General features: G+C 70.9%; 20 protein-coding genes. 11 read left to right on the top strand and 9 right to left on the bottom strand.

The features are described from left to right. Nucleotides 1–16: 16 nt before the first annotated feature. Nucleotides 17–1006 (top strand): DUF1839 family protein, encoded by a 990-nt coding sequence (locus ASG30_RS03960; protein ID WP_055892944.1) that lies wholly within the window; start codon nt 17–19, stop codon nt 1004–1006. A 614-nt stretch (nt 1007–1620) separates the two neighbouring features. On the opposite strand, the gene modC is transcribed toward ASG30_RS03960, so the two are convergent. The 4 genes from modC to ASG30_RS03940 form a co-directional block, all read right to left on the bottom strand. After that, entirely contained in the window at nt 1621–2709 is a 1089-nt protein-coding gene (gene modC / locus ASG30_RS03955) for a molybdenum ABC transporter ATP-binding protein (RefSeq protein ID WP_200947230.1), read from the bottom strand. Beyond that, nucleotides 2706–3389 carry a molybdate ABC transporter permease subunit gene (gene modB / locus ASG30_RS03950; protein ID WP_055892942.1) on the bottom strand — a complete coding sequence of 228 codons (684 nt, stop codon included), beginning with the start codon at nt 3387–3389 and terminating at the stop codon, nt 2706–2708. Before modB ends, modC begins: the two co-directional genes overlap by 4 nt. A gap of 2 nt (nt 3390–3391) precedes the next feature. After that, nucleotides 3392–4144: a molybdate ABC transporter substrate-binding protein gene (gene modA / locus ASG30_RS03945; RefSeq protein ID WP_055892940.1), complete on the bottom strand. Its 753-nt coding sequence runs from the start codon at nt 4142–4144 to the stop codon at nt 3392–3394. A 147-nt stretch (nt 4145–4291) separates the two neighbouring features. Then, entirely contained in the window at nt 4292–5398 is a 1107-nt protein-coding gene (locus ASG30_RS03940; RefSeq protein WP_055892936.1) for a helix-turn-helix domain-containing protein, read from the bottom strand. A gap of 170 nt (nt 5399–5568) precedes the next feature. On the opposite strand from ASG30_RS03940, the gene ASG30_RS03935 reads away from it, so the two are divergent. The 9 genes from ASG30_RS03935 to ASG30_RS03895 all read left to right on the top strand — a co-directional run bounded on the left by ASG30_RS03935 (nt 5569) and on the right by ASG30_RS03895 (nt 15734). Continuing rightward, nucleotides 5569–6042, top strand: a complete 474-nt coding sequence (locus ASG30_RS03935; RefSeq protein WP_055892933.1) for a (2Fe-2S)-binding protein — start codon at nt 5569–5571, stop codon at nt 6040–6042. 21 nt (nt 6043–6063) lie between these two features. Further along, complete coding sequence (locus tag ASG30_RS03930) at nt 6064–8436, top strand: xanthine dehydrogenase family protein molybdopterin-binding subunit (RefSeq protein WP_055892930.1); 2373 nt, start codon at nt 6064–6066, stop codon at nt 8434–8436. Nucleotides 8437–8457: 21 nt separating this feature from the next. After that, nucleotides 8458–9246 (top strand): FAD binding domain-containing protein, encoded by a 789-nt coding sequence (locus tag ASG30_RS03925; RefSeq protein WP_055892928.1) that lies wholly within the window; start codon nt 8458–8460, stop codon nt 9244–9246. 97 nt (nt 9247–9343) lie between these two features. Next, nucleotides 9344–10234: an AAA family ATPase gene (locus ASG30_RS03920; RefSeq protein ID WP_055892923.1), complete on the top strand. Its 891-nt coding sequence runs from the start codon at nt 9344–9346 to the stop codon at nt 10232–10234. A 146-nt stretch (nt 10235–10380) separates the two neighbouring features. Beyond that, complete coding sequence (locus tag ASG30_RS03915) at nt 10381–11574, top strand: vWA domain-containing protein (RefSeq protein WP_055892920.1); 1194 nt, start codon at nt 10381–10383, stop codon at nt 11572–11574. Between the two features lie 26 nt (nt 11575–11600). Continuing rightward, complete coding sequence (locus tag ASG30_RS03910; RefSeq protein ID WP_055892919.1) at nt 11601–12185, top strand: CoxG family protein; 585 nt, start codon at nt 11601–11603, stop codon at nt 12183–12185. 5 nt (nt 12186–12190) lie between these two features. Beyond that, nucleotides 12191–14317 (top strand): TonB-dependent receptor family protein, encoded by a 2127-nt coding sequence (locus tag ASG30_RS03905; RefSeq protein ID WP_055892916.1) that lies wholly within the window; start codon nt 12191–12193, stop codon nt 14315–14317. Between the two features lie 8 nt (nt 14318–14325). Further along, the gene (locus tag ASG30_RS03900) at nt 14326–15390 is read left to right on the top strand and encodes an XdhC family protein (RefSeq protein ID WP_055892914.1); all 1065 of its coding nucleotides are present in this window, start codon (nt 14326–14328) and stop codon (nt 15388–15390) included. 104 nt (nt 15391–15494) lie between these two features. Further along, nucleotides 15495–15734, top strand: coding sequence for a hypothetical protein (locus ASG30_RS03895; protein WP_055892911.1), 240 nt, complete (start codon nt 15495–15497; stop codon nt 15732–15734). Between the two features lie 99 nt (nt 15735–15833). Here ASG30_RS03895 and ASG30_RS03890 read toward each other — a convergent pair whose 3' ends face one another. Then, on the bottom strand, nt 15834–16211 hold the full coding sequence (locus tag ASG30_RS03890; RefSeq protein ID WP_055892909.1) for a cupin domain-containing protein: 378 nt from the start codon (nt 16209–16211) through the stop codon (nt 15834–15836). A 124-nt stretch (nt 16212–16335) separates the two neighbouring features. Between ASG30_RS03890 and ASG30_RS03885 the strand changes: the two genes are divergently transcribed. Beyond that, nucleotides 16336–17217 carry a LysR family transcriptional regulator gene (locus tag ASG30_RS03885; RefSeq protein ID WP_055892906.1) on the top strand — a complete coding sequence of 294 codons (882 nt, stop codon included), beginning with the start codon at nt 16336–16338 and terminating at the stop codon, nt 17215–17217. A 197-nt stretch (nt 17218–17414) separates the two neighbouring features. Here the strand turns inward: ASG30_RS03885 and ASG30_RS03880 are convergent, their stop codons facing one another. The 4 genes from ASG30_RS03880 to ASG30_RS03865 form a co-directional block, all read right to left on the bottom strand. Then, the gene (locus tag ASG30_RS03880; protein ID WP_055892903.1) at nt 17415–17888 is read right to left on the bottom strand and encodes a hypothetical protein; all 474 of its coding nucleotides are present in this window, start codon (nt 17886–17888) and stop codon (nt 17415–17417) included. 117 nt (nt 17889–18005) lie between these two features. Further along, the gene (locus tag ASG30_RS03875) at nt 18006–19277 is read right to left on the bottom strand and encodes a TRAP transporter large permease (RefSeq protein ID WP_055893075.1); all 1272 of its coding nucleotides are present in this window, start codon (nt 19275–19277) and stop codon (nt 18006–18008) included. 94 nt (nt 19278–19371) lie between these two features. After that, entirely contained in the window at nt 19372–19905 is a 534-nt protein-coding gene (locus ASG30_RS03870; RefSeq protein WP_055892901.1) for a TRAP transporter small permease, read from the bottom strand. A 12-nt stretch (nt 19906–19917) separates the two neighbouring features. Continuing rightward, nucleotides 19918–20880 (bottom strand): TRAP transporter substrate-binding protein, encoded by a 963-nt coding sequence (locus ASG30_RS03865; protein ID WP_055892898.1) that lies wholly within the window; start codon nt 20878–20880, stop codon nt 19918–19920. Nucleotides 20881–20897 lie beyond the last annotated feature (17 nt).

Raw genomic sequence — 20897 nt, 5'->3', positions numbered from 1 at the left:
AGGCACGGAGGCCCGCGTGAACACCCTCGCCGTCCTGCCCGGGCTCGCGCCGGAGAGCTACCAGCGCCATCCCCTGCACGGCGAGAACGCGGACTGGCCCGAGAAGAACTGCTACGCCGACCTGTGGATCGGCTTCCTGCACACGCTGGGCCTGGAGCCGCTGGCCATGCTGGCCTTCACGGTGGCGGTGGACTTCGAAGGCGACCAGTGGACCTTCTTCAAGCCGCCCCTGACGGAGCTGCGCTCGCTGTTCGGCGTGGACGTGCAGGAGCTCACCGTGTGGCGGCCGCTGATCGAGCATGCGAAGGAGCACCTGGGCGCCGGCAAGCTGATCAGCACCGAGTCCGATGCGTTCTGGCTGCCCGACACCGCGGGCACCGACTACCGCCGCAGCCACACCAAGACGACCATCCTGATGGCCGAACTGGACCTGGCGCGCGAGCGGCTCGGGTATTTCCACAACGCGGGCTACTACGAGCTCGAAGGCGAGGACTTCCGGCAGCTGTTCCGGCTGGATCCGGCGCCCGATCCGGCGTTCATGCCGCTGTTCGCCGAGGTGGTGCGCATCGACAGGCTGGTGCGGCGTCCGTCGTCGGAGCTCGCGGACGTGGCGTTCGAGTTGCTGCGGCAGCATTTCGTGTGGCGGCCGAGGAGCAACCCGTTTTCGCGCTTCGCGGCGCGGCTGGCTCTGGACCTGCCGGGGATGCGGGCGCAGGGGTTGGAGCACTACCACCAGTGGGCTTTCGCGTCGGTGCGGCAGGCGGGGGCGGCGTTCGAGCTGCTCGCTGCGCATCTGCGCTGGCTGGCGTCGCAGGGGTATCCGGAGCTGGCCGATCCGGCCGAGAGGTTCGAGGACATCGGGGCGGCGAACAAGACGCTGATCCTCAAGGGGGCGCGCGCGGTGGCTTCGGGGCGGCCGCTGGCGGCGGATGAACTGCTGCAGGGGATGGCGGGGGATTGGGAGCGGGGGATGGGGATGCTTGGGCGGTTGTTGATGGAGGGGTAGGCTTTTTTTGGCATGGTGCCCTCGCGGCAGGCGGTGCCTGACCCGGGCTCATGGTGGGCCGGTTGCTCGCGCTTCGCGCTCGCAACTCGCAGGGCATTCCGCGGCCCGGCCTGCGCGGCAGAACTCACTGCGCTGCTACGCAGCTCCGTTCAGACAGCTGCCGCGAGTCAGAGGTTGANCGCAACTCGCAGGGCATTCCGCGGCCCGGCCTGCGCGGCAGAACTCACTGCGCTGCTACGCAGCTCCGTTCAGACAGCTGCCGCGAGTCAGAGGTTGATATCAAGCTCGCCTGACGGTTCGCAACGGCCGGGCCGCGGAAAGCCCGGCTCGTCCCACAAATCGCCCGGGCCAGGCACCGCCTGCCGCGTGGGCAGGGTGCGGGTGCGAGCAGGAAACCTCTGCGCCCCGCCGCCTGCCTCGCCACTGCGCTCCGCTTTTCTTTGCCACGTCATCCCCGCGAAGGCGGGGATCCAGTGCTTCCCTGAAGTCCGCCGAAGGCGGACGCCCTGGATTCCCGCCTTCGCGGGAATGACGGGGGTCTATCAGGAGCCCTCCGCCGGGGACCCCCTGCCGCAGGCAACGAACAGCAATGCGCCACCTGCATCAACGCCAAGCTACCGCACCAACCCCACCGACTTCACCTGCGCCCACACCCTCCGCCCCGGCCCAAGCCCCAACGCATCCACCGCCCGCGCCGTGATGCGCGCCACCAGCCGATGCCCGCCGCACTCCAGCGCCACCAGCGACTGCGAAGGATGCGGCCCCTCCGCCAGGCCGACGACGGTGCAGGCCAGCACGTTCTGGATGCTGACGGCCCCGGCGGGCGTCGGCTGCAGCGCCAGGCTCACGTCGCGCGCCAGCACGCGCACGCGCACCCGCTCGCCCACCCGCAAGCCGTCGTCACGCAACCAGAGCGAGCCGCCATCGAAATCCATCCGCACCAGGTGCCAGCGCTCGTCTCGCTCGACCACCGTGCCGGGCAGCAGCGCACCGGCATCCTCGTCGCGCGCGAGGGGCAGGTCCAGCCGCGTGAGCGTCTCGGCGGGCGGTCCGCTGGCCAGCACCCGCCCCTCGTCCATCAGCACCACCGTGTCCGCCAGCCGCGCCATCTCGTCGGCCGAGTGCGTGACGTACAGCATGGGAATGCCCAGCCGGTCGCGCAGGTCTTCGAGCCAGGGCAGCACCTCCCGTCGGCGCGCGGCATCCAGCGATGCCAGGGGCTCGTCCAGCAAGAGCAGCTCGGGCTGCGTGGCCAGCGCGCGGGCGATCGCCACGCGCTGGCGCTCGCCGCCGGACAGGTCGCCGGTCGCCCGGTGCAGCAGCGGTGCGATGCCCAGCAGCGCGACGGCGCGGTCGAGCGCCTCGGCACCGCCGGGGCCGCCCCCGCGCCGCTGCGCGTACTGCAGGTTGCCCGCCACCGTGAGGTGCGAGAACAGGCTGGCCTCCTGGAACACGTAGCCGAGCGGCCGCCGCCAGGGCGGCAGGAACTCGCCGCGCGAGTCGTCCTGCCAGGTGCGGCCGGCCACGTGCACTTCGCCGGCCGCCCGCTCCAGCCCGGCGACGCAGCGCAGCACCGTCGTCTTGCCGGAACCGGACGGGCCGAAAAGCACCGTGATGCCGCGCGGCAGCGCCAGGTCGACATCGACCACGAACGCGGGCCGCTGCAGCCGCAGGCGCAGGCGATCGGGGGCCGGGGCGCTCACGGCAGCACCCTCGCACTGCGCCGCGTGAAGAGCGCCAGGCCGGCCAGCACCAGGAAGGAGAACGCCAGCATCGCGCCCGAGAGCCAGTGCGCCTGCGCGTAGTCCAGCGCCTCCACGTGGCCGTAGATCTGCGTCGACACCACGCGCGTCTTCTCGGGGATGTTGCCGCCGATCATCAGCACCACGCCGAACTCGCCCACCGTGTGCGCGAAGCTCAGGATCGCGGCCGTGACGAACCCCGGCCGCGCGAGCGGCACGGCCACGGTGAAGAAGGCATCCAGCGGCCGCGCGCGCAGCGTGGCCGCCACTTCCATCGGCCGCCGGCCCACCACCTCGAAGGCATGCTGCAGCGGCTGCACCGCGAAGGGCAGCGAATAGAGGATGGACGCGACCAGCAGCCCGCCGAAGGTGAAGGGCAGCAGTCCCAGTCCGAGCGATTGCGTCAGCTGCCCGCCCCAGCCCTGCGGCCCGAACACCACCAGCAGGTAGAAGCCCAGCACGGTCGGCGGCAGCACCAGTGGCAGGGCGACGACCGCGGCCACCAGCGCGGCGAGGCGGGTGCGCGCATGGGCCAGCCACCAGGCCATCGGCGTGGCGATGACGAGCAGCAGGACGGTGGTGGCCCCGGCCAGCTTCAGCGTGAGCCAGATCGCGCCCAGGTCCTCGCGCGTGAACGGCATGGCTACAGCTCGTAGCCGTGCGCGCGCACGATGGCACGCGCGGCGTCGCTGCGCAGGAAAGCCATCAGCGCGGTGGCCGCCGGGCTGTCCCGGCCGGCGGCGAGCACCACCGCGTCCTGCCGGATCGGCGTGTGCAGCGATGCGGCAACCGGCCAGGCCGAGCCCTTGTCGATGCGGCCGTCCACCATCACCTGCGAAAGCGCCACGAAGCCCATCTGTGCGTTGCCGGTGACGACGTACTGGTAGGCCTGCGAGATGTTCTCGCCCCGCACCAGCCGCGGCTGCAGGGCCTGCTCCACGCCCAGGCGGCGCATCACCTCGACCGCGGCGGCGCCGTAGGGTGCGAGCCTGGGGTCTGCGATGGCGACCTTGCCCGTGCCGGGCTGCCGGAGCACGTCGCCACGTTCGTCGACCACGCCGGGGCTGGCGCTCCAGAGCACGAGGCGGCCGGTGGCGTAGGTGAAGCGCGAGCCGGGAACGGCCAGGCCTTCCTTCTCCAGCTTCGCGGGCGTCTCGTCGTCCGCCGCCAGCAGCACCTGGAAGGGCGCGCCGTTCTTCACCTGCGCGTAGAAGCGGCCGGTGGAGCCGAAGGCCAGTGTGGCCTTGTGGCCGCTGGCCTGCTCGAACGCGGCGGCGATCTTGCGCATCGGCGCGGTGAAGTTGGACGCGACGGCCACGCTGACTTGGGCGGCGTGCGCGACGCCGTGAGCGAGGAGCACGGCGAAGAGGAGGGCGGAGCGTGGGGCGCGGTTCATCCTGGGTGTGCGTGCAGTTTACGGGGCGGTGTCCGTCATCCCCGCGGAGGCGGGGATCCAGTGCTTCCCTTCCGGAAGTGAAGGCGGGAGCGCTGGATTCCCGCCGTCGCGGGAATGACGGGAAAGGGGCGGGGGTGACGAGGGGCGCTACCGCCCCCGCTGTCCCAGCTTGCGATAAACCGTCGCCCGGCTGATCCCCAGCGCCTTCGCCGCCGCCATCACATTCCCGCGCGCATCCTGAACGGCGCGGCGGATGAGTTCCGTTTCCAGGTCCTTGAGCGGCATCCGCGAATCGGCTGCGGCCGGGCGCGCGGCCTGCGCGTGGCCGGGCAGGGTGGGCAGCACCTGCAGGGTGAGCCCGGACCACAGCGGCACCTCCCGCGCCTCGCCCTCCCTGCGCGCCAGGTCGAAGAAACCTTCCCACGCGGTGGCGAACACTTCGCTGCAGTGCATCGCGCCGCCCGCACCGATGAGCCCGAGCATCTGCCGCGCGGCCGGGTTCAGGCCGACCACCGCGCCGTCGCGGTCCAGGCAGAGCAGGCCGTCCTCGTCGCCGAAGGCGCGGCCGGGCCAGTTCAGCCGCAGCAGCAGCGCATGCGGCCGCGCCATCGCCAGCGCGTTCTCGATGCTGCGCGCCGACTGCACCACCAGGTGCTTGAGTTCCGGGCGCTCGGCCGCGTCGATGCCGGTGAGGTCCAGCATGCCCACGGCCTGGCCGTCTGGCCCGATCAGCGGCGCGCCCGCGCAGCTGTAGCAGCTGGTGTCCTCGAAGAAGTGCTCGCCCCGGTGCAGCCACACCGGCCGCAGCTCGGTCAGGGCCGCGCTGATGGCGGTGGTGCCCACCGCGCGCTCGGACAGGTCGACGCCGATGCGCGTGATGAGCTGGGCGCGGCGATCGCTGCGGTCGATCACGCCGTCCACGCCCACCACCGTGCCCTGCGCATCGGTGAGCACGGCGAAGTAGCGGCTGCCGGCGATCGCGCGCGCCAGGCGCGACATCACCGGACGCGCGGCCTGCAACAGGGTGTGGCTGGCTTCCTCGGTGCGGCGCAGCGCCTGCGCGGGCAGCACGTCGAAGGCGACGCGGTGGTCGGGGCGCAGGCCCTGGGCCAGGCAGCGGCGCCAGGAGCGCTCGATCCAGCCGCGATCGAACCAGCGCTCGACCAGCCCATCGGTGGCGCCGCGCCCTTCGCCCATCACGGCCCGCCGCGCGCGCTCGATCTCCTGCAGCCGAATCTGGTCCGTCGCCGGCATCACGTGTCTCCGTTGAGTTGGGCCCCGCGTTTCGATGATCGCGGTCCCCGATGTTCCATTTTGAGAATTTCCGATGGCATCGACCGGGTCCTAGGGTTTCGCCTAGGTAGGGGGGTGGGAGCGGCTCCAACAATCGTCGCGCCCCTTGCTCGAAACACTGGAGACACGAGATGCAGGTCCAACTGAAGGTCAACGGGAAGCCCGCCACCATCGACGTGGCGCCCAACACGCTGCTGGTCACCGCCATTCGCGAGCACCTGCGCCTGACCGGCACCCACGTCGGCTGCGACACCGCCCAGTGCGGCGCCTGCACGATCCTGCTGAATGGCCGCGCCGTGAAGTCGTGCAACACGCTGGCCGTCCAGCATCCGGGCGCCGAGATCACCACCATCGAAGGCATCGCCGCCGCCGACGGCGCCATGCACCCGATGCAGGCCGCGTTCAAGGACTGCCATGGCCTGCAGTGCGGCTTCTGCACGCCGGGCATGGTGATGAGCGCCATCGACCTGTGCAAGCGCCACCCCAACGCCTCCGAGGCCGAGATCCGCGAGCACCTCGAGGGCAACATCTGCCGCTGCACGGGCTACCAGAACATCGTCAAGGCGGTCCAGCAGGGCGCCGCCGCCACGGCCGCCGCGGCCTGAGCCCTTCCAGGAGACACGACCATGGGCGCATCCGATTTCTCCAAGCTGCCGCACATCGGCGAGGCCTTGAAGCGCAAGGAGGACTACCGCTTCCTCACCGGCAGCGGCCAGTACACCGACGACATCCAGCTGGCGAACATGCGCTACGCGGTGTTCGTCCGCTCTCCGCACGCGCACGCGGCCATCACCTCCGTCGACGTGTCGCGCGCCGAGGCCATGCCCGGCGTGGCCAAGGTGTTCACCGGCAAGGACGTGGAAGGCAAGATGGGCGGGCTGCCCTGCGGCTGGCTGATCACCAGCACCGACGGCACGCCGATGAAGGAGCCGCCGCACCCCATCCTGGCGCAAGGCAAGGTTCGCTACGTCGGCGACCACGTCGCCATGGTCGTGGCCGACACGCTGGAGCAGGCCCGGAACGCGGCCGAGGCCGTGGACGTCGAGTACGACGTGCTGTCCGCCGTGGCCGACGTGCGCGATGCGGCCAAGGGCCAGGCCCTGCACGAAGCGGCGCCCGGCAACCACTGCTACAAGTGGGCGATCGGCGACAAGGCCCAGGTCGACGCCGCCTTCGCCAATGCCGCGCACGTCACTCGCGTCGACGTGGTCAACAACCGGCTGGTGCCCAACGCGATGGAGCCGCGCGCGGCCATCGGCTCGTTCAACCGCGCCAGCGACGAGTACACGCTGTACGTGTCCAACCAGAACCCGCACGTGGAGCGGCTGTTGATGACGGCCTTCGTGCTGGGCCTGCCCGAGCACAAGGTGCGCGTGATCGCCCCCGACGTGGGCGGCGGCTTCGGCTCCAAGATCTTCCTGTACGCCGAGGACGTGGCGCTCACCTGGGCGGCCAAGCAGCTCAACTGCGCCATCAAGTGGACCTGCGAGCGCAGCGAGGCCTTCCTGTGCGATGCGCACGGCCGCGACCATGTCTCGCAGGCCGAGATGGCGATGGACAAGGACGGCAAGTTCCTGGCGCTGCGGGTGCACACCGACGCCAACCTGGGCGCCTACCTGTCGACCTTCTCCACCTGCGTGCCCACCATCCTGTACGCCACGCTGCTGGCGGGGCAGTACACCACGCCGCTGATCCACGTGGAGGTGGACGCCTGGTTCACCAACACCGCGCCGGTCGACGCCTACCGCGGGGCCGGCCGCCCCGAGGCCACCTACCTGCTGGAGCGGCTGGTGACGCGCTGCGCCTGGGAGCTGGGGCTGCCGCAGGACGAGATCCGCAAGCGCAACTTCATCACCCAGTTCCCGTACCAGACGCCGGTGGCGCTGCAGTACGACACGGGCGACTACCACGCGTGCATGGACAAGGCCAAGGCGCTGGCCGAGGTCGAAGGCTTCGAGGCCCGCAGGAAGGTCAGCGAGGCCAAGGGCTTGCGGCGCGGCCTGGGCTACAGCAGCTACATCGAGGCCTGCGGCATCGCGCCTTCCAACATCGCCGGCGCGCTGGGCGCGCGCGCCGGCCTGTTCGAGTGCGGCGAGATCCGCGTGCACCCGACCGGCAGCGTGACGGTGTTCACCGGCTCGCACAGCCACGGCCAGGGCCACGAGACCACCTTCGCGCAGGTGGTGGCCGCGCGCCTGGGCATCCCGGTGGAGAACGTGGACGTGGTGCACGGCGACACCGGCCGCGTGCCGTTCGGCATGGGCACCTACGGCTCGCGGTCCATCAGCGTGGGCGGCGCCGCCATCATGAAGGCGCTGGACAAGATCGAGGCCAAGGCCAAGAAGATCGCGGCCCACCTGATGGAGGCCAGCGACGCCGACATCGAGTTCGCCGGCGGCGAGTTCACGGTCAAGGGCACGGACAAGAAGATCCCGTTCGGCCAGGTGGCGCTCACGGCCTACGTGCCGCACAACTACCCGCTGGACAAGCTGGAGCCGGGCCTGAACGAGACCGCGTTCTACGACCCGACCAACTTCACCTTCCCCGCGGGCACCTACATCGCCGAGGTGGAGGTCGACCCCGCCACCGGCACGGTGCGCATCGACCGCTTCACCGCGGTGGACGACTTCGGCACCATCATCAACCCGATGATCGTGGAGGGCCAGGTGCACGGCGGCATCGCGCAGGGCATCGGCCAGGCGCTGATGGAGAACTGCGTGTACGACCGCGAGAGCGGGCAGCTGCTCACCGGCAGCTTCATGGACTACGCCATGCCGCGCGCCGACGACCTGCCCTCGTTCAAGCTGGCCACGCATTCGACGCCCTGCACCCACAACCCGCTGGGCACCAAGGGCTGCGGCGAGGCCGGCGCGATCGGCTCGCCGCCGGCCGTGATCAACGCGGTGCTGGACGCGCTCAAGGACGTGGGCGTGAAGGACCTGGACATGCCGGCCAGCCCGCCGCGGGTGTGGCAGGCGATCCAGCAGGCGGCCCGCTGAAACCGACGCAAGGAGACGAGCATGTACGCATTCACCTTCGAACGTCCCACCGCCCTGGCCGAAGCGACGCGCCTGGCGGACGCCGGCGGCAAGCCGCTGGCCGGCGGCCAGACCTTGCTGGCCTCGATGAAGCTGCGCCTGGCCAATCCCGAGCAGCTGGTCGACCTGGGCGCCGTGCCCGAGCTGACCGGCATCCGCCGCCAAGGCAACGACGTGGTGATCGGCGCGATGGCGCGCCACGCCGAGGTGGCCTCCAGCGACGAAGTGCGCAAGGCCATCCCCGGGCTGGCCGACCTGGCCGCGGGCATCGGCGACCGGCAGGTGCGCGCCCTGGGCACGCTGGGCGGCTCGGTGGCCAACAACGACCCCGCGGCCTGCTATCCGAGCGCGGTGCTCGGGCTGGGCGCGACCGTTCAGACGACCAAGCGCAAGATCGCGGCCGACGATTTCTTCACCGGCCTGTTCACCACCGCGCTGGAAGAGAGCGAGCTGATCACCGCGATCGCCTTCCCGATCCCGCAGAAGGCGGCCTACATCAAGTTCAAGCAGCCGGCCTCGCGCTTCGCGCTGATCGGCGTGTTCGTGGCCCAGACCGCCTCGGGCGTGCGGGTGGCGGTCACGGGCGGCGGCAGCGGTGTGTTCCGCCACAAGGGGCTGGAGGAGGCGCTGACGCGCAGCTTCACGCCCGCGGCGGCCGGCCTGAAGGTCAGCAGCGAGGGCCTGTCGAGCGACCTGCATGCGTCCGCCGAGTACCGCGCGCAGCTCATCAGCGTGATGGCGCAGCGCGCGGTGGCCAAGGCGAACGGCTAACCTCGGGTCTTCCGCCACGCCGCAGCGCGTCCGGCCGGCGTCCGCTGGAAAAAGGGCGCCGGGCCGGGCCGCGCGGCCCACTGCCCGAGAACCTGCCGTGCCTTCTTCCATCGACGCGCTCATCCAGTCCCTGCAGGCGGTCGGGTACTTCGCCGACCGCCGCCTGGCCACCGCCGCCTACCTGGCGCTCAAGCTGCAGCGGCCGCTGCTGCTGGAAGGCGAGCCCGGCGTGGGCAAGACCGAGCTGGCCAAGGCGCTGGCCGCCGCGCTGGAGCGCGAGCTGCTGCGGCTGCAGTGCTACGACGGCCTGGAGCAGCGCGAGGCGCTCTACGAATGGAACTACGCGGCGCAGCTGCTGCACCTGCGCGCGGCCGAGGGCCACGGCACGCCGTCCGAGGCCGAGCGCGAGGTCTACCAGGCCAAGTACCTGATCCGCCGCCCGCTGCTGCAGGCCTTGCAGGCGCCGGCGCCCGGCGCCGTGCTGCTGGTCGATGAACTGGACCGTGCCGACGAGCCTTTCGAGGCCTTCCTGCTGGAGTACCTGGGCGAGTACCAGGTCAGCATCCCCGAATTGGGCACGGTGCGCGCCGCGGTCGCGCCGGTGACCATCCTCACCAGCAACCGCACGCGCGAGCTGCACGACGCGCTCAAGCGCCGCTGCCTGTACCACTGGCTGGACTACCCGGACCGCGAGCGCGAGCTTGCGATCGTGCGCGCCCGCGTGCCGCAGGCCGGCGAGGCGCTGGCCGCCCAGGTCTCGGCCTTCGTCGGGCGACTGCGCAGCCAGCCCTTCGCGTCCGCCTTCCAGCGCTCGCCCGGCATCGCCGAGAGCGTGGAATGGGCCAAGGCGCTGGTCGCGCTGGACACGCTGGCGCTCGACCCCGAAGTGGTGACCGACACCGCCGGCATCCTGTTCAAGCAGCGCGAGGACGTGGCGGCGCTCACGCGCGACCTGGCGGCCGACCTGCTGAAGCCGGAGGCGGCATGAGTTCAACAGAACACGGAGGCACAGAGGCACAGAGGCACAGAGGAATTCTTCAAAAATGGAATTTCCTCCTCTTCCTCCGTGCCTCTGTGCCTCTGTGTTCTGTCCTTGCTCCCTGGACATGACGGCCGGTCGATGACGAGGGAACGATGCAGTTAGGCGACGCGCGCACCGGCAAGCTGGCCGACAACATCGCCGGCTTCGGCCGGGCGCTGCGGCGCGCCGGGGTGCGGGTGGACAGCGCGCGCATCGCGCTGGCGACCGATGCCGCGCTGCTGGTCGGCCTGGAGCGGCGCGAGGACCTGGGCGCGGCGCTGGAGGCGGTGATGGTGGGCCGCGAGCAGGACCGCATGGTGTTCCGCGAGCTGTTCGACGCCTTCTTCCGCGACCCCGGCATGGCGAACAAGCTGCTGGCCCAGATGCTGCCGCAGGGCGAAGGCAAGGCCGAACCCGTCAAGCGCCGCCCGCGCGTGCAGGAGGCGCTGGCCCCCCGCAAGCCCGGCCAGGGCCAGCCCTCGAAGCCCGACCAGGAAATGCGCTTCGACGCCGCGATGACCGCCAGCGAGCTGCAGCGCCTGCGCCATGCCGACTTCAACGGCCTGGGCGCCGACGAATACCGCCTGGTGGAGCGCATCGCGCGCGACGTCGCGCTGCCGGTGCCCACGGTGCCGGCGCGCCGCACGCGGCCGGGCCTGAACGGCAGCCGACCGCACTGGCCGGGGGCCATGCACGAGGCCGCGCGCACCGGCGGCGAAGTGCTGCGCCTGCCGCGCCGCGAACGCCGCCGCCAGCCGCTGCCGCTGCTGGTGCTGCTGGACGTGTCCGGCTCGATGGAGCGCTACGCGCGCCTGCTGCTGGCCTTCCTGCACGCCGCCACCCGCCATGCGGAGGGCGGGCGCATCGGCCACTGCGACGTGTTCGCCTTCGGCACCCACCTCACCGACCTGAGCGCGGCCTTCCGCCAGTCCGACACCGACGCCATGCTGGCGGTGGCCAGCGCCGCGATCGACGACTTCGCCGGCGGCACCCGCCTGGGCGAATCGCTGGCCATGCTGCGCGCGCGCCATTCGCGCCGGCTGGTCGGCCGCCGCACGCTGGTGCTGCTGATCACCGACGGCCTGGACACCGGCGAGCCCGACGCGCTGGCCCGCGAGCTCGAATGGCTGCGGCTGCACTGCCGGCGCCTGCTGTGGCTCAACCCGCTGCTGCGCTTTTCCGGCTACGAGCCGCTGGCGCGCGGCGCGGCGCAGCTGCACCGCCACGCGCACGGCATGCTGGCCGTGCACAACATCGACACCCTGGAACAGCTGGCGGCGAGCATCGCGGCCGTGATGGACCGCTGAACGAAGAGAAACGGAGAGAGAGCACCATGGACATGCAAGGCAGCCGCACGCTGGCGGTGGACAGGCCCAAGGCCTGGGAAGCGCTGAACGACCCCGAGGTGCTCAAGGCCTGCATCCCGGGCTGCGACCGCATCGAGGCCACCGGCCCCGACCAATACGCGATCGGCATGTCGGTGAAGGTCGGCCCGGTGGCGGCCAAGTTCGCCGGCAAGATCCAGCTGCAGGACGTGCAGCCGCCCACCAGCTACACGCTCAGGTTCGAAGGGCAGGGCGGCGCGGCCGGCTTCGGCAAGGGCCAGGCCCAGGTGCGGCTGGAGCCGCGCGATCCCGGCTGCGAACTCACCTACACCGCGAACGCGCAGGTCGGCGGCAAGATCGCGCAGGTCGGCCAGCGGCTGATCGATGGCGTGGCCCGCTCGATGGCCGAGGACTTCTTCAAGCGCTTCGAACAGGAGCTGCAGCGCCGCTACCCCGCGCCGGCCGCCGAAGCGGTGGCGGCGCCGGCCACGGCCACCGCACCGCCCTTGGCCTCCGGAGCCGGCGTGCCGGCCTGGGTCTGGGCGGTGGGCGTGGCGGTGGTGGCCGGCGCCATCTTCTGGCTCTCGCGCTGAAATCCATGGCCCGGACCGCCGTCGCCGCTGCAGCCGCTCTCCTCGCTCTCCACGCGGGGGCGCAGGATCGCGTCGAGGGCACCTTGCGGCCGCTGGTGGTCACGCCCATGCCGGGCCTGTCGACCTCGGCCTTCGACACGCCGGCCTCGGTGGACGTGATCGACGGCGAGACCCTGCGCAACGGACAGCTGGGCATCAACCTGTCGGAGTCGCTCGCGCGGGTGCCCGGCATCACGGCGCTCAACCGGCAGAACTACGCGCAGGACGTGCAGATCTCCTCGCGCGGCTACGGCGCCCGCGCCACCTTCGGCGTGCGCGGCCTGCGCCTGTACACGGACGGCATCCCCGCCACCGCGCCGGACGGGCAGAGCCAGGTCTCGCACTTCGACCTGCAGTCGGCCGACCGCATCGAGGTGCTGCGCGGGCCCTTCTCCGCGCTGTACGGCAACTCCTCGGGCGGCGTGATCAGCCTCTTCACCGCCGACGGCGGCCCCGACACCGTGGCCGAGGCCGGCACCGCCTTCGGCGGCTTCGGCACGCGGCGCCACAACGCGCGGCTGTCCGGGCAGGAGGGCAGGTTCCAGTACAACCTGAGCGCCACCCGCTTCGACACCGACGGCTTGCGCGACCACAGCGCGGCGCGGCGCACCGGGCTGAACGGCAAGGTCCGCTTCAACGCGAGCGACGATACGCGCCTCGGCCTCGTCCTCAACAGCGTCGACATGCCGGACACGCAGGACCCGCTGGGCCTGACGCGGACCGAGTTCGACGCCGACCCGCGCCGGGCCGGCAGCGGGGCCCTGGACTTCAACACGCGCAAGTCGGTCGAGCAGCAGCAGGCCGGCCTCATCCTCGAGCACCGGCTCGATGCCGTGCATTCCTTCAAGCTCACCGGCTGGACCGGCAGCCGCGAGACGGTGCAGTTCCAGTCCATCCCCGTCGCGACGCAGGCGCCGATCACGCAGCCGGGCGGCGTCATCGACCTGGACCGCCGCTACCACGGCGCGGACGCGCAGTGGACGGTGCGCACCCGCGCTTTCGAGTCGCCGCTGGCCATCACCTTCGGCGTGTCGGCCGACCGCATGACGGAGGACCGGCGCGGATTCCAGAACTTCACCGGCACCGGCGCCGCCCAGGTGTTGGGCGTGCAGGGCGCGCTGCGCCGCGACGAGGAGAACCGGCTGCGCAGCTTCGACCAGTACGTGCAGGGCGTGTGGTCGTCCGAGCGCTGGTCGCTCACCGCGGGCCTGCGGCATTCGACGGTGCGCTTCGCCTCCGACGACCGCTTCATCGTGGGCGCCAACGGCGACGACAGCGGCTCGGCCCGCTACTCCGCCACCACGCCGGTGCTGGGCGTGGTGTGGCACGCCAGCGAGACGCTCAACCTGTACGCCTCGGCCGGCCGCGGCTTCGAGACGCCGACCTTCAACGAACTCTCCTACCGCCCCGGCGGCCCGGGCCTGAACTTCGGCCTGCGCAGCGCGTACAGCCGGCAGTGGGAGCTGGGCGCCAAGGCCGCGCTGGCCAAGGACTGGCAGCTCAATGCCGCGCTGTTCCAGGCCCGCACCTCCGACGAACTCGTGGTGCTCACCAACAGCGGCGGGCGCAGCACCTTCCAGAACGCCGGCCGCACCGAGCGTCGCGGCTTCGAGGCCGCGCTGGCCGGCCGCTTCGGCCAGGGCGGGTCGGCGGCGCTGGCCGCGACCTGGCTGCAGGCGCGCTACGACAGCGAGTTCACTACCTGCGGCGCGCCGCCCTGCACGGCGCCCACGGTGCTGGTGGCCGACGGCAACCGCATCCCGGGCATCCCCGGCCGGATGCTGTTCGGCGAGCTGGCCTGGGAGCACAAGCCCTGGGGCCTGCAGACCGCGGTGGAGGTGCGGCACACCGGGCGCATCGCGGTCAACGACACCAACACCGACTTCGCGGCCGCGTCCACCACGGTCGCGCTGCGGGCCTCGCTGCGTCAGGTGCTGGGCCGCTGGACCGTGCGGGAATTCGTGCGAGTGGACAATGTCACGGACCGCCGCTACGCCGGCTCGGTGATCGTCAACGAGGGCAACGGCCGCTTCTTCGAGCCGGCGCCCGGGCGCCACTGGCTGGCCGGCGTGAACGCGGCCTACACCTTCTGAACGCACAAATGGAAAACCTCGACGTGATGGTGCTGCGCACGCTGCGCGACTGGCGCGCTGCGGGCAAGCGCGCGCTGCTGGCGACCGTGGTGCGCACCTGGGGCTCGTCGCCCCGGCCGGTGGGCTCGATCATGGCGCTGGCCCAGGACGGCCCGGTGGTGGGCTCGGTCTCGGGGGGCTGCATCGAGGACGACCTGATCTTCCGCTTCACCCAAGCCTACGCCGGCCGTGGCGAGGAGAAGGCGATCCCCTCGGGGCCGCCTTCGTTCGTGAAGTACGGCGTCACCGCCGACGAGGCGCATCGCTTCGGCCTGCCCTGCGGCGGCACGCTGGAGCTGCTGCTGGAGTACGACCCCGACCCGGCCGGGCTGTCCGAATTGGTCGCGGCGCTGGAGCAGGGCCGGCTGATGCGGCGCAGCGTGCGGCTGTCGGACGGGCTGGCCACGCTGGAGCCGGCCGACACGCCTTCGGACCTGGTGGTGGACGGCCAGCGCATGGCCAACACATTCGGCCCCGAGTACCGCATGCTGCTGATCGGCGCCGGCCAGCTCACCGAGTACCTGGCGACCATGGCCCTGTTCAGCGGCTTCGCGGTCACCGTGTGCGACCCGCGCGAGGAGTACCGGGGCGCTTTCGACGTGCCGGGCGCCAAGCTGGTCCACGACATGCCCGACGACGTGGTGCTGGCCTTCCGGCCCGACCGCCGCAGCTGCGTCGTGGCGCTCACGCACGACCCCAAGCTCGACGACCTGGCCCTGCTGGAGGCGCTGCAGACCGAGGCATTCTACGTGGGCGCCATCGGCAGCCGGCGCAACAACGAGGCGCGGCGCCAGCGCATGGTCGAGCATTTCGAGCAGACCGAGGAATCGCTGGCGCGGCTGCGCGGGCCGATCGGCATCTACATCGGCAGCAAGACGCCGCCGGAGATCGCGGTGAGCGTCATGGCGGAGATCCTGGCCGTGAAGAACGGCGTGCCGCTGCCGCGCGACATGGACGTGGCGCAGGCGAAGAACAGCCTGTCGGTGCCGCCGAACGATCCGGGGGTGCTGGTTTGTGGGGTTCGGGAGGGTTGAGCAGGGGGAGAGGGAGGAAGAAAGGCCCCTAGGGTTTTCTCGGCAGACCCGGGGCGTGGCGCTGCGGTAGCTTGTGGCCTCTTTCCAACTCCAAGGAGCTCTCCATGCGCAAACTTCTGGTCGTCGCCGCCGGCCTGGCCCTCGCGGGCGCGGCCTGGGCCCACAACTGCCCGGCCGAGATGAAGGCCATCGATGCCAAGCTGCAGACCAAGCCGCAGTTGTCCAAGGAGAACGCCGAGAAGGTCGCCAAGCTGCGCGCCGACGGCGAGTCCCACCACAAGGCGGGCCGGCACGGCGAGTCGATGGCGGCGCTGGGCGAGGCCAAGAAGCTGCTGGGGATCTGAGCGATTCCGCGGCGGCGGGCTGCAAGGCCGTCGCCGCATCGGCACCCGCAGGGAGGCCGGGACGTTGCGTCCCGGCTTTTTTTCGCCTGCGCGAAACCTTCAGCTGCGCCAGGGCAGCTCGAGCGCGGAACCGTCGGGCAGGGCCACCGGCACCGGCGTGGCGGCGAACACGGCCGTGGTCTCCAGCGCCACGTCGCCGGTGTTGAAGATCTGGTGCGGCACGCCGGCCGGCAGCACCACCGTCTGGTCGGGGCCGAAGCGGTGGACCTGGCCGTCGATGTGGACCTCGCCGCGGCCGGCGGTGCACATCACGACCTCGTCGCAGGCATGCGAGTGCGGAGGCGTCGCGCCGCCGGGCTCGATGGACTGGCGCCAGAGGCTGAGCGAGCGCAGGCCCTCCTGGGCACCGGCCCAGGTGGCGTGGTGGATGCCGGGGATGGGGGTGGCGGCGGGGGCGGGCTGGTCGAGGACGTACATGAGGGGCTCCTGGTGATCGGTGGACGAGGGGGCGCGCGGCGCGGAGCGAAGTTTCCGGCCGTCCAGCGCGGCGAACAAGCAGCGGCAGTGCCGTAACATTGAGGACGAAATAGCCTCAATCGCCATGAACAGCCTGCAGCAGATCGCCGCCTTCGCCGAGACCGCCAAGCACGGCAGCTTCGCCGCCGCCGCGCGAGAGACGGGCAGCGCGCCTTCGACGCTGGCCAAGGCGGTCGGCCGGCTCGAGGAGCGCCTGGGCGTCAAGCTGTTCCACCGCACCACGCGCCAGGTGAGCCTGACCGCCGACGGCGAGCGGCTGTTCCACCGCTGCCAGCGCCTGCTGGTGGAAGTGGACGAACTGCAGGCCGAAGCCTCCGGCGTGCGGGCCTCGCCCAGTGGCACGCTGCGCATCGACATGCCCATCGTGCTGGGGCGGCGGCTGGTGATGCCGCTGCTGGCGCGGCTCGCGCGCGAGCATCCGGAACTGGCGCTCGACGTGCGGCTTCAGGACGGCTACGTGGACCTGGTCAAGGAAGGCATCGACGTGGCGATCCGCGTCGGCGAGCTGGCCGATTCGACCCTGGTGTCGCGCCGCATCGGCGCGCAGGCCATGGTGCTGGTGGCCAGCCCGTCCTACCTGGCCGAGCGTGGCACGCCGCGCCGGCTGGAGCAGCTGGAGGCGCACGATGCGCTGGTCTTCCGCATGCCGTCGACCGGCAAGGACCGGCCCTGGCGCCTGCGCCGCAAGGGCGAGGACGTGGAGCTGAGGCCCGCCTCGCGCGTGCGCGTGAACGACGGCGAAGGCATCGTGCAGGCGGCCCTGCTCGGGCAAGGCCTGGCGCAGCTGCCCGAGTACTTCGTGCGCGAGGAACTCGCGCGGGGCGACCTGGTGGAGGTGCTGCCCGGCCTGCGGCCGGCGGCCATCCCGATCTCGGTGGTCTATCCCGGGGCACGGCTGGTGCCGCAGCGGGTGCGGGTGTTCCTGGACGCACTGCCGAAGATCTAGTCATCCCCGCGACGTCGGGGAGTCCGTGACAGAACACAGAGGCACAGAGGCACAGAGGGGAAACGAGGCATTCGTTCAGAAAACTCCGAATTCCTCTGTGCCTCTGTGCCTCTGTGCCTCTGTGCCTCTGTGCCTCTGTGCCTCTGTGCCTCTGTGTTCTGTTCTGCCCCAGGATTCCCGCCTTCGCGGGGGCGGCTTCAGTGCTTCGGGATCCCCGCCGCGAACCACGCGCCGTTCAGGTTGATGATCAGCAGCACCGGGCTGTTGCAGGGGTTCGGTGGCCGCGGCGTGAGGAAGCTGTCGATGCGGAAGTCGCCCGCCGCGTCCAGCGCGACCGCCTGGTCGGAGTCGTGTGGCACGCCTTCGCAGTACAGCCGGGCGCGCACGCTCTGCGCGCCCGCGGTGCCGATGCCGTTGCCGCCGCCGAGCAGCAGGCCGCGGCCGACGACGCGGACGCGGCCGTCGTCACGCACGTCGGCGACGAGGCGCTCGATCACCCAGGGCCGGCCGCCCGGGTTGGTGTCGAACACGTTGTTCGGCGCGCCGCCGGCAGCCAGCGGTTGCGAACCGATGCCGCCGTCGAAGCGGGCCAGGTGGTCGCCGTTCGAAGCCGCGGCGTCGGAAAGTGCCAGCAGGGCCGCCAGCGCGGCCAGGCAGGAGAGGCGTCTCATGGGGTTCTCCTTGAGCTTGTTGTTGCGCCATGAACGCGCCGGGCCTCGTGGGCCGGACGGTCCATCCGCAAAGCTACTCCCCCGGACGCCGAATACAACCTCGGCGGCGGGCCAGCGCTACCGGGGCTTGCCCATCAGCGCATCGGGCAGCCAGGTCACGATCGAGGGGAAGACCGTGATGAGGGCGATGCACACCAGCAGGCAGCCGAAGAAGGGCAGGGCGGCGCGGGCGATGGTGTTGCTGTCCTTGCCCGTCATGTTCTGCAGCACGAAGAGGTTGAAGCCCACCGGCGGCGTGACCTCGGCGATCTCCACCAGCAGCACGATGAAGATGCCGAACCAGATCAGGTCGAAGCCGGCCTTCTGGATCATCGGCAGCACCACCGCCGACGTGAGCACGATCATGCTGATGCCGTCCAGCGCGGTGCCGAGCACCAGGTAGACCAGCGACAGCACGGCGATCAGCGTGAAGGGCGAGAGCTGCATCGCCGCCACCCATTCGGCCAGCTCGCGCGGGATGCCGGTGAACGCCATGGTCTTGGTCAGGAAGGCGGCGCCGGCCAGGATGAACATGATCATGCAGCTGGTGCGCGTGGTGCCCATGAGGCCGTCCCAGAAGTTGCGCCACGTGAGCGAACCGCTGCTCCACGCGATGGCGAGGGAACCCAGCACGCCGTAGGCGGCGCATTCGGTGGCGGTGGCCCAGCCCGCCACCAGCACCCAGACGATGAAGACGATCAGCAGCGCGCAGGGGATGAGGCTGCCCGAGCGGCGCAGCTTCTCCTTGAGCGAAAGGCCCGACTCGCCCGCCGGCACCTTCTCGGGGTGGCGCAGGCTCCACCACATGATGTAGCCGGAGAACAGCGCCATCAGCAGGAAGCCCGGCAGGAAGCCCGCCAGGAAGATGCGGATGATGGAGGCATCCGCCGCCACCGCGTAGACCACCATCGTGATGGACGGCGGGATCAGGATGCCCAGCGTGCCCGCGGTGGCCAGGGAGCCCAGGGCCAGCTTCTCGTCGTAGCCGCGCCGCACCAGCTCGGGCAGGGCCACCTTGGAGATGGTGGCGCAGGTCGCGGCCGACGAGCCCGAGACCGAGCCGAAGATGCCGCAGCCCAGGATGGTCGTGTGCATCAGGCGGCCGGGCACGCGGTTCAGCCAGGGCGACAGGCCGGTGAACATCTGCTCCGACAGCCGGGTGCGAAACAGGATCTCGCCCATCCAGATGAAGAGCGGCAGCGCGGCCAGTTCCCAGCTGGCATTGCTCTCCCAGAAGGCGGAGAACAGGTTCTTGCCGGGCAGGGTGGTGGTGAAGAAGGCCTGCCCGATCCAGCCGCAGATGGCCAGCGTCATGGCGATCCACACGCCACCGGACAGCAGCAGCAGCATCACGAGGAGCAACAGTCCTCCGACCGCGATCAGGCTCAAGGTGTTCTCCGTCCGGTTCTTGTTGTGGGGGCCCGCGGGTGCGGGGCAGCGGCCGCTACAGGTCTTCCGAGTAGTCGCCGCGCGCGTGGCGCTCCTCGACCATCCGGACGTAGGTGGGCTTGCCGCCGCGCAGCACGATCACCAGCTCGTCCAGCACCGCCAGCACGAACAGCAGCGAGCCCAGCACGAAGCTCAGCTGCGGGATCCAGATCGGGATCACGACCAGGCCGCCGGCCATGTCCTTGAACTGCCAGCTCTCGTAGGTGAATCGCACGGCCCACCACGCCAGGTAGGTGACGGCGGCCGCCGCGATGAAGAGAGACGCGATCTCCAGCGCGCGCCTCGCGCGCGGCCCCAGGTGGTCCAGCACCAGCGTCACGCGGACGAAATCGCCGTGCTTGAAGGCATGCGCCATGGCGAAGAACGAGGCGGCCGCGGTGCACCACGACACGATGTCGTTGATGCCTCCCACGCGCAGGCCGGCCATGCGGCCGGCCGACGCGTAGAGCATGAGCAGGAAGATGGCCAGGATCATCAGCGCGGCGAGACGGCCTGCTCCGTCGAACAGCAGGTCGAGCGCGCGCCGCATCGCCCGCAGGCCTTACTTGCGGAAGTTGTCGACGACGGCCTTGCCGTCGGCACCGGCCTTGCCGAGCCAGTCGTTGAGCATCACGTCGCCGACCTTCTTGAGGTCGCCCATCAGCTGGGGCGTGGGCTGCACGATGTTCATGCCTTTGGCCTTGAGCTGGTCGATGTACCAGGTGTTCTTCTCTTCGCTGAGCTTCCAGCCGCGCGTCTCGGCATCGGCGGCGGCCTTGACCACGGCGTCCTGCGTGGCCTTGTCCAGCGCGTTGAAGGCGGCGTTGTTGACGATCACCGCGTTCTTGGGCAGCCAGGCCTGGGTGTTGTGCCAGTTCTTGATGTGCTCGTAGGTCTTGGAGTCGTAGCCGGTGGAGCCGGACGACATGTACGAGTCGATCACGCCGGTGGCCATGGCCTGGCCCAGTTCGGCGGCCTGGATCTGCACCGGCTGCGCGCCCACGAGTTCGGCGATCTTGGCGGTGGCCGGGCTGTACGCGCGCCACTTCAGGCCCTTCATGTCGGCCACCGAGTTGAGCTGCTTGTTGGCGTAGATGCCCTGCGGGGGCCAGGCCACCGTGAACAGCAGGCGCATGTTCTGGCCGGCCAGCAGTTTCTCCAGGGCGGGGCGCTGCGCGCGGTACAGCTTCATCGAGTCGGCGTAGCCGGTGGCCAGGAAGGGCACGCCATCCAGGCCGAACAGCGGATTCTCGTTCTCGTAGTTGACCAGCAGGATCTCGCCGATCTGCGCCTGGCCGCCCTGCACGGCGCGCTTGATCTCCGGCGCCTTGAACAGCGAAGCGTTGGCATGCACCTGGATCTTGAGCTTGCCGCCGGTGGCCTTGTCCACGTCACTGGCGAACTGCTGCAGGTTCTCGGTGTGGAAGTTGGTGGCGGGGTAGGCCGCCGGGAGGTCCCACTTGGTCTGAGCGAAGGCCGACGTTGCGGTGGTCGCGAGCGCGAGGAGGGCGAGCTTGAGTTTCATGGGGGCTCCGGAACAAT

Source organism: Ramlibacter sp. Leaf400, from assembly GCF_001424545.1.
Taxonomy (GTDB): domain Bacteria; phylum Pseudomonadota; class Gammaproteobacteria; order Burkholderiales; family Burkholderiaceae_C; genus Ramlibacter.
Note: the sequence above shows the minus strand (reverse complement) of the source record. Positions and strands in the feature narration are given on the sequence as shown.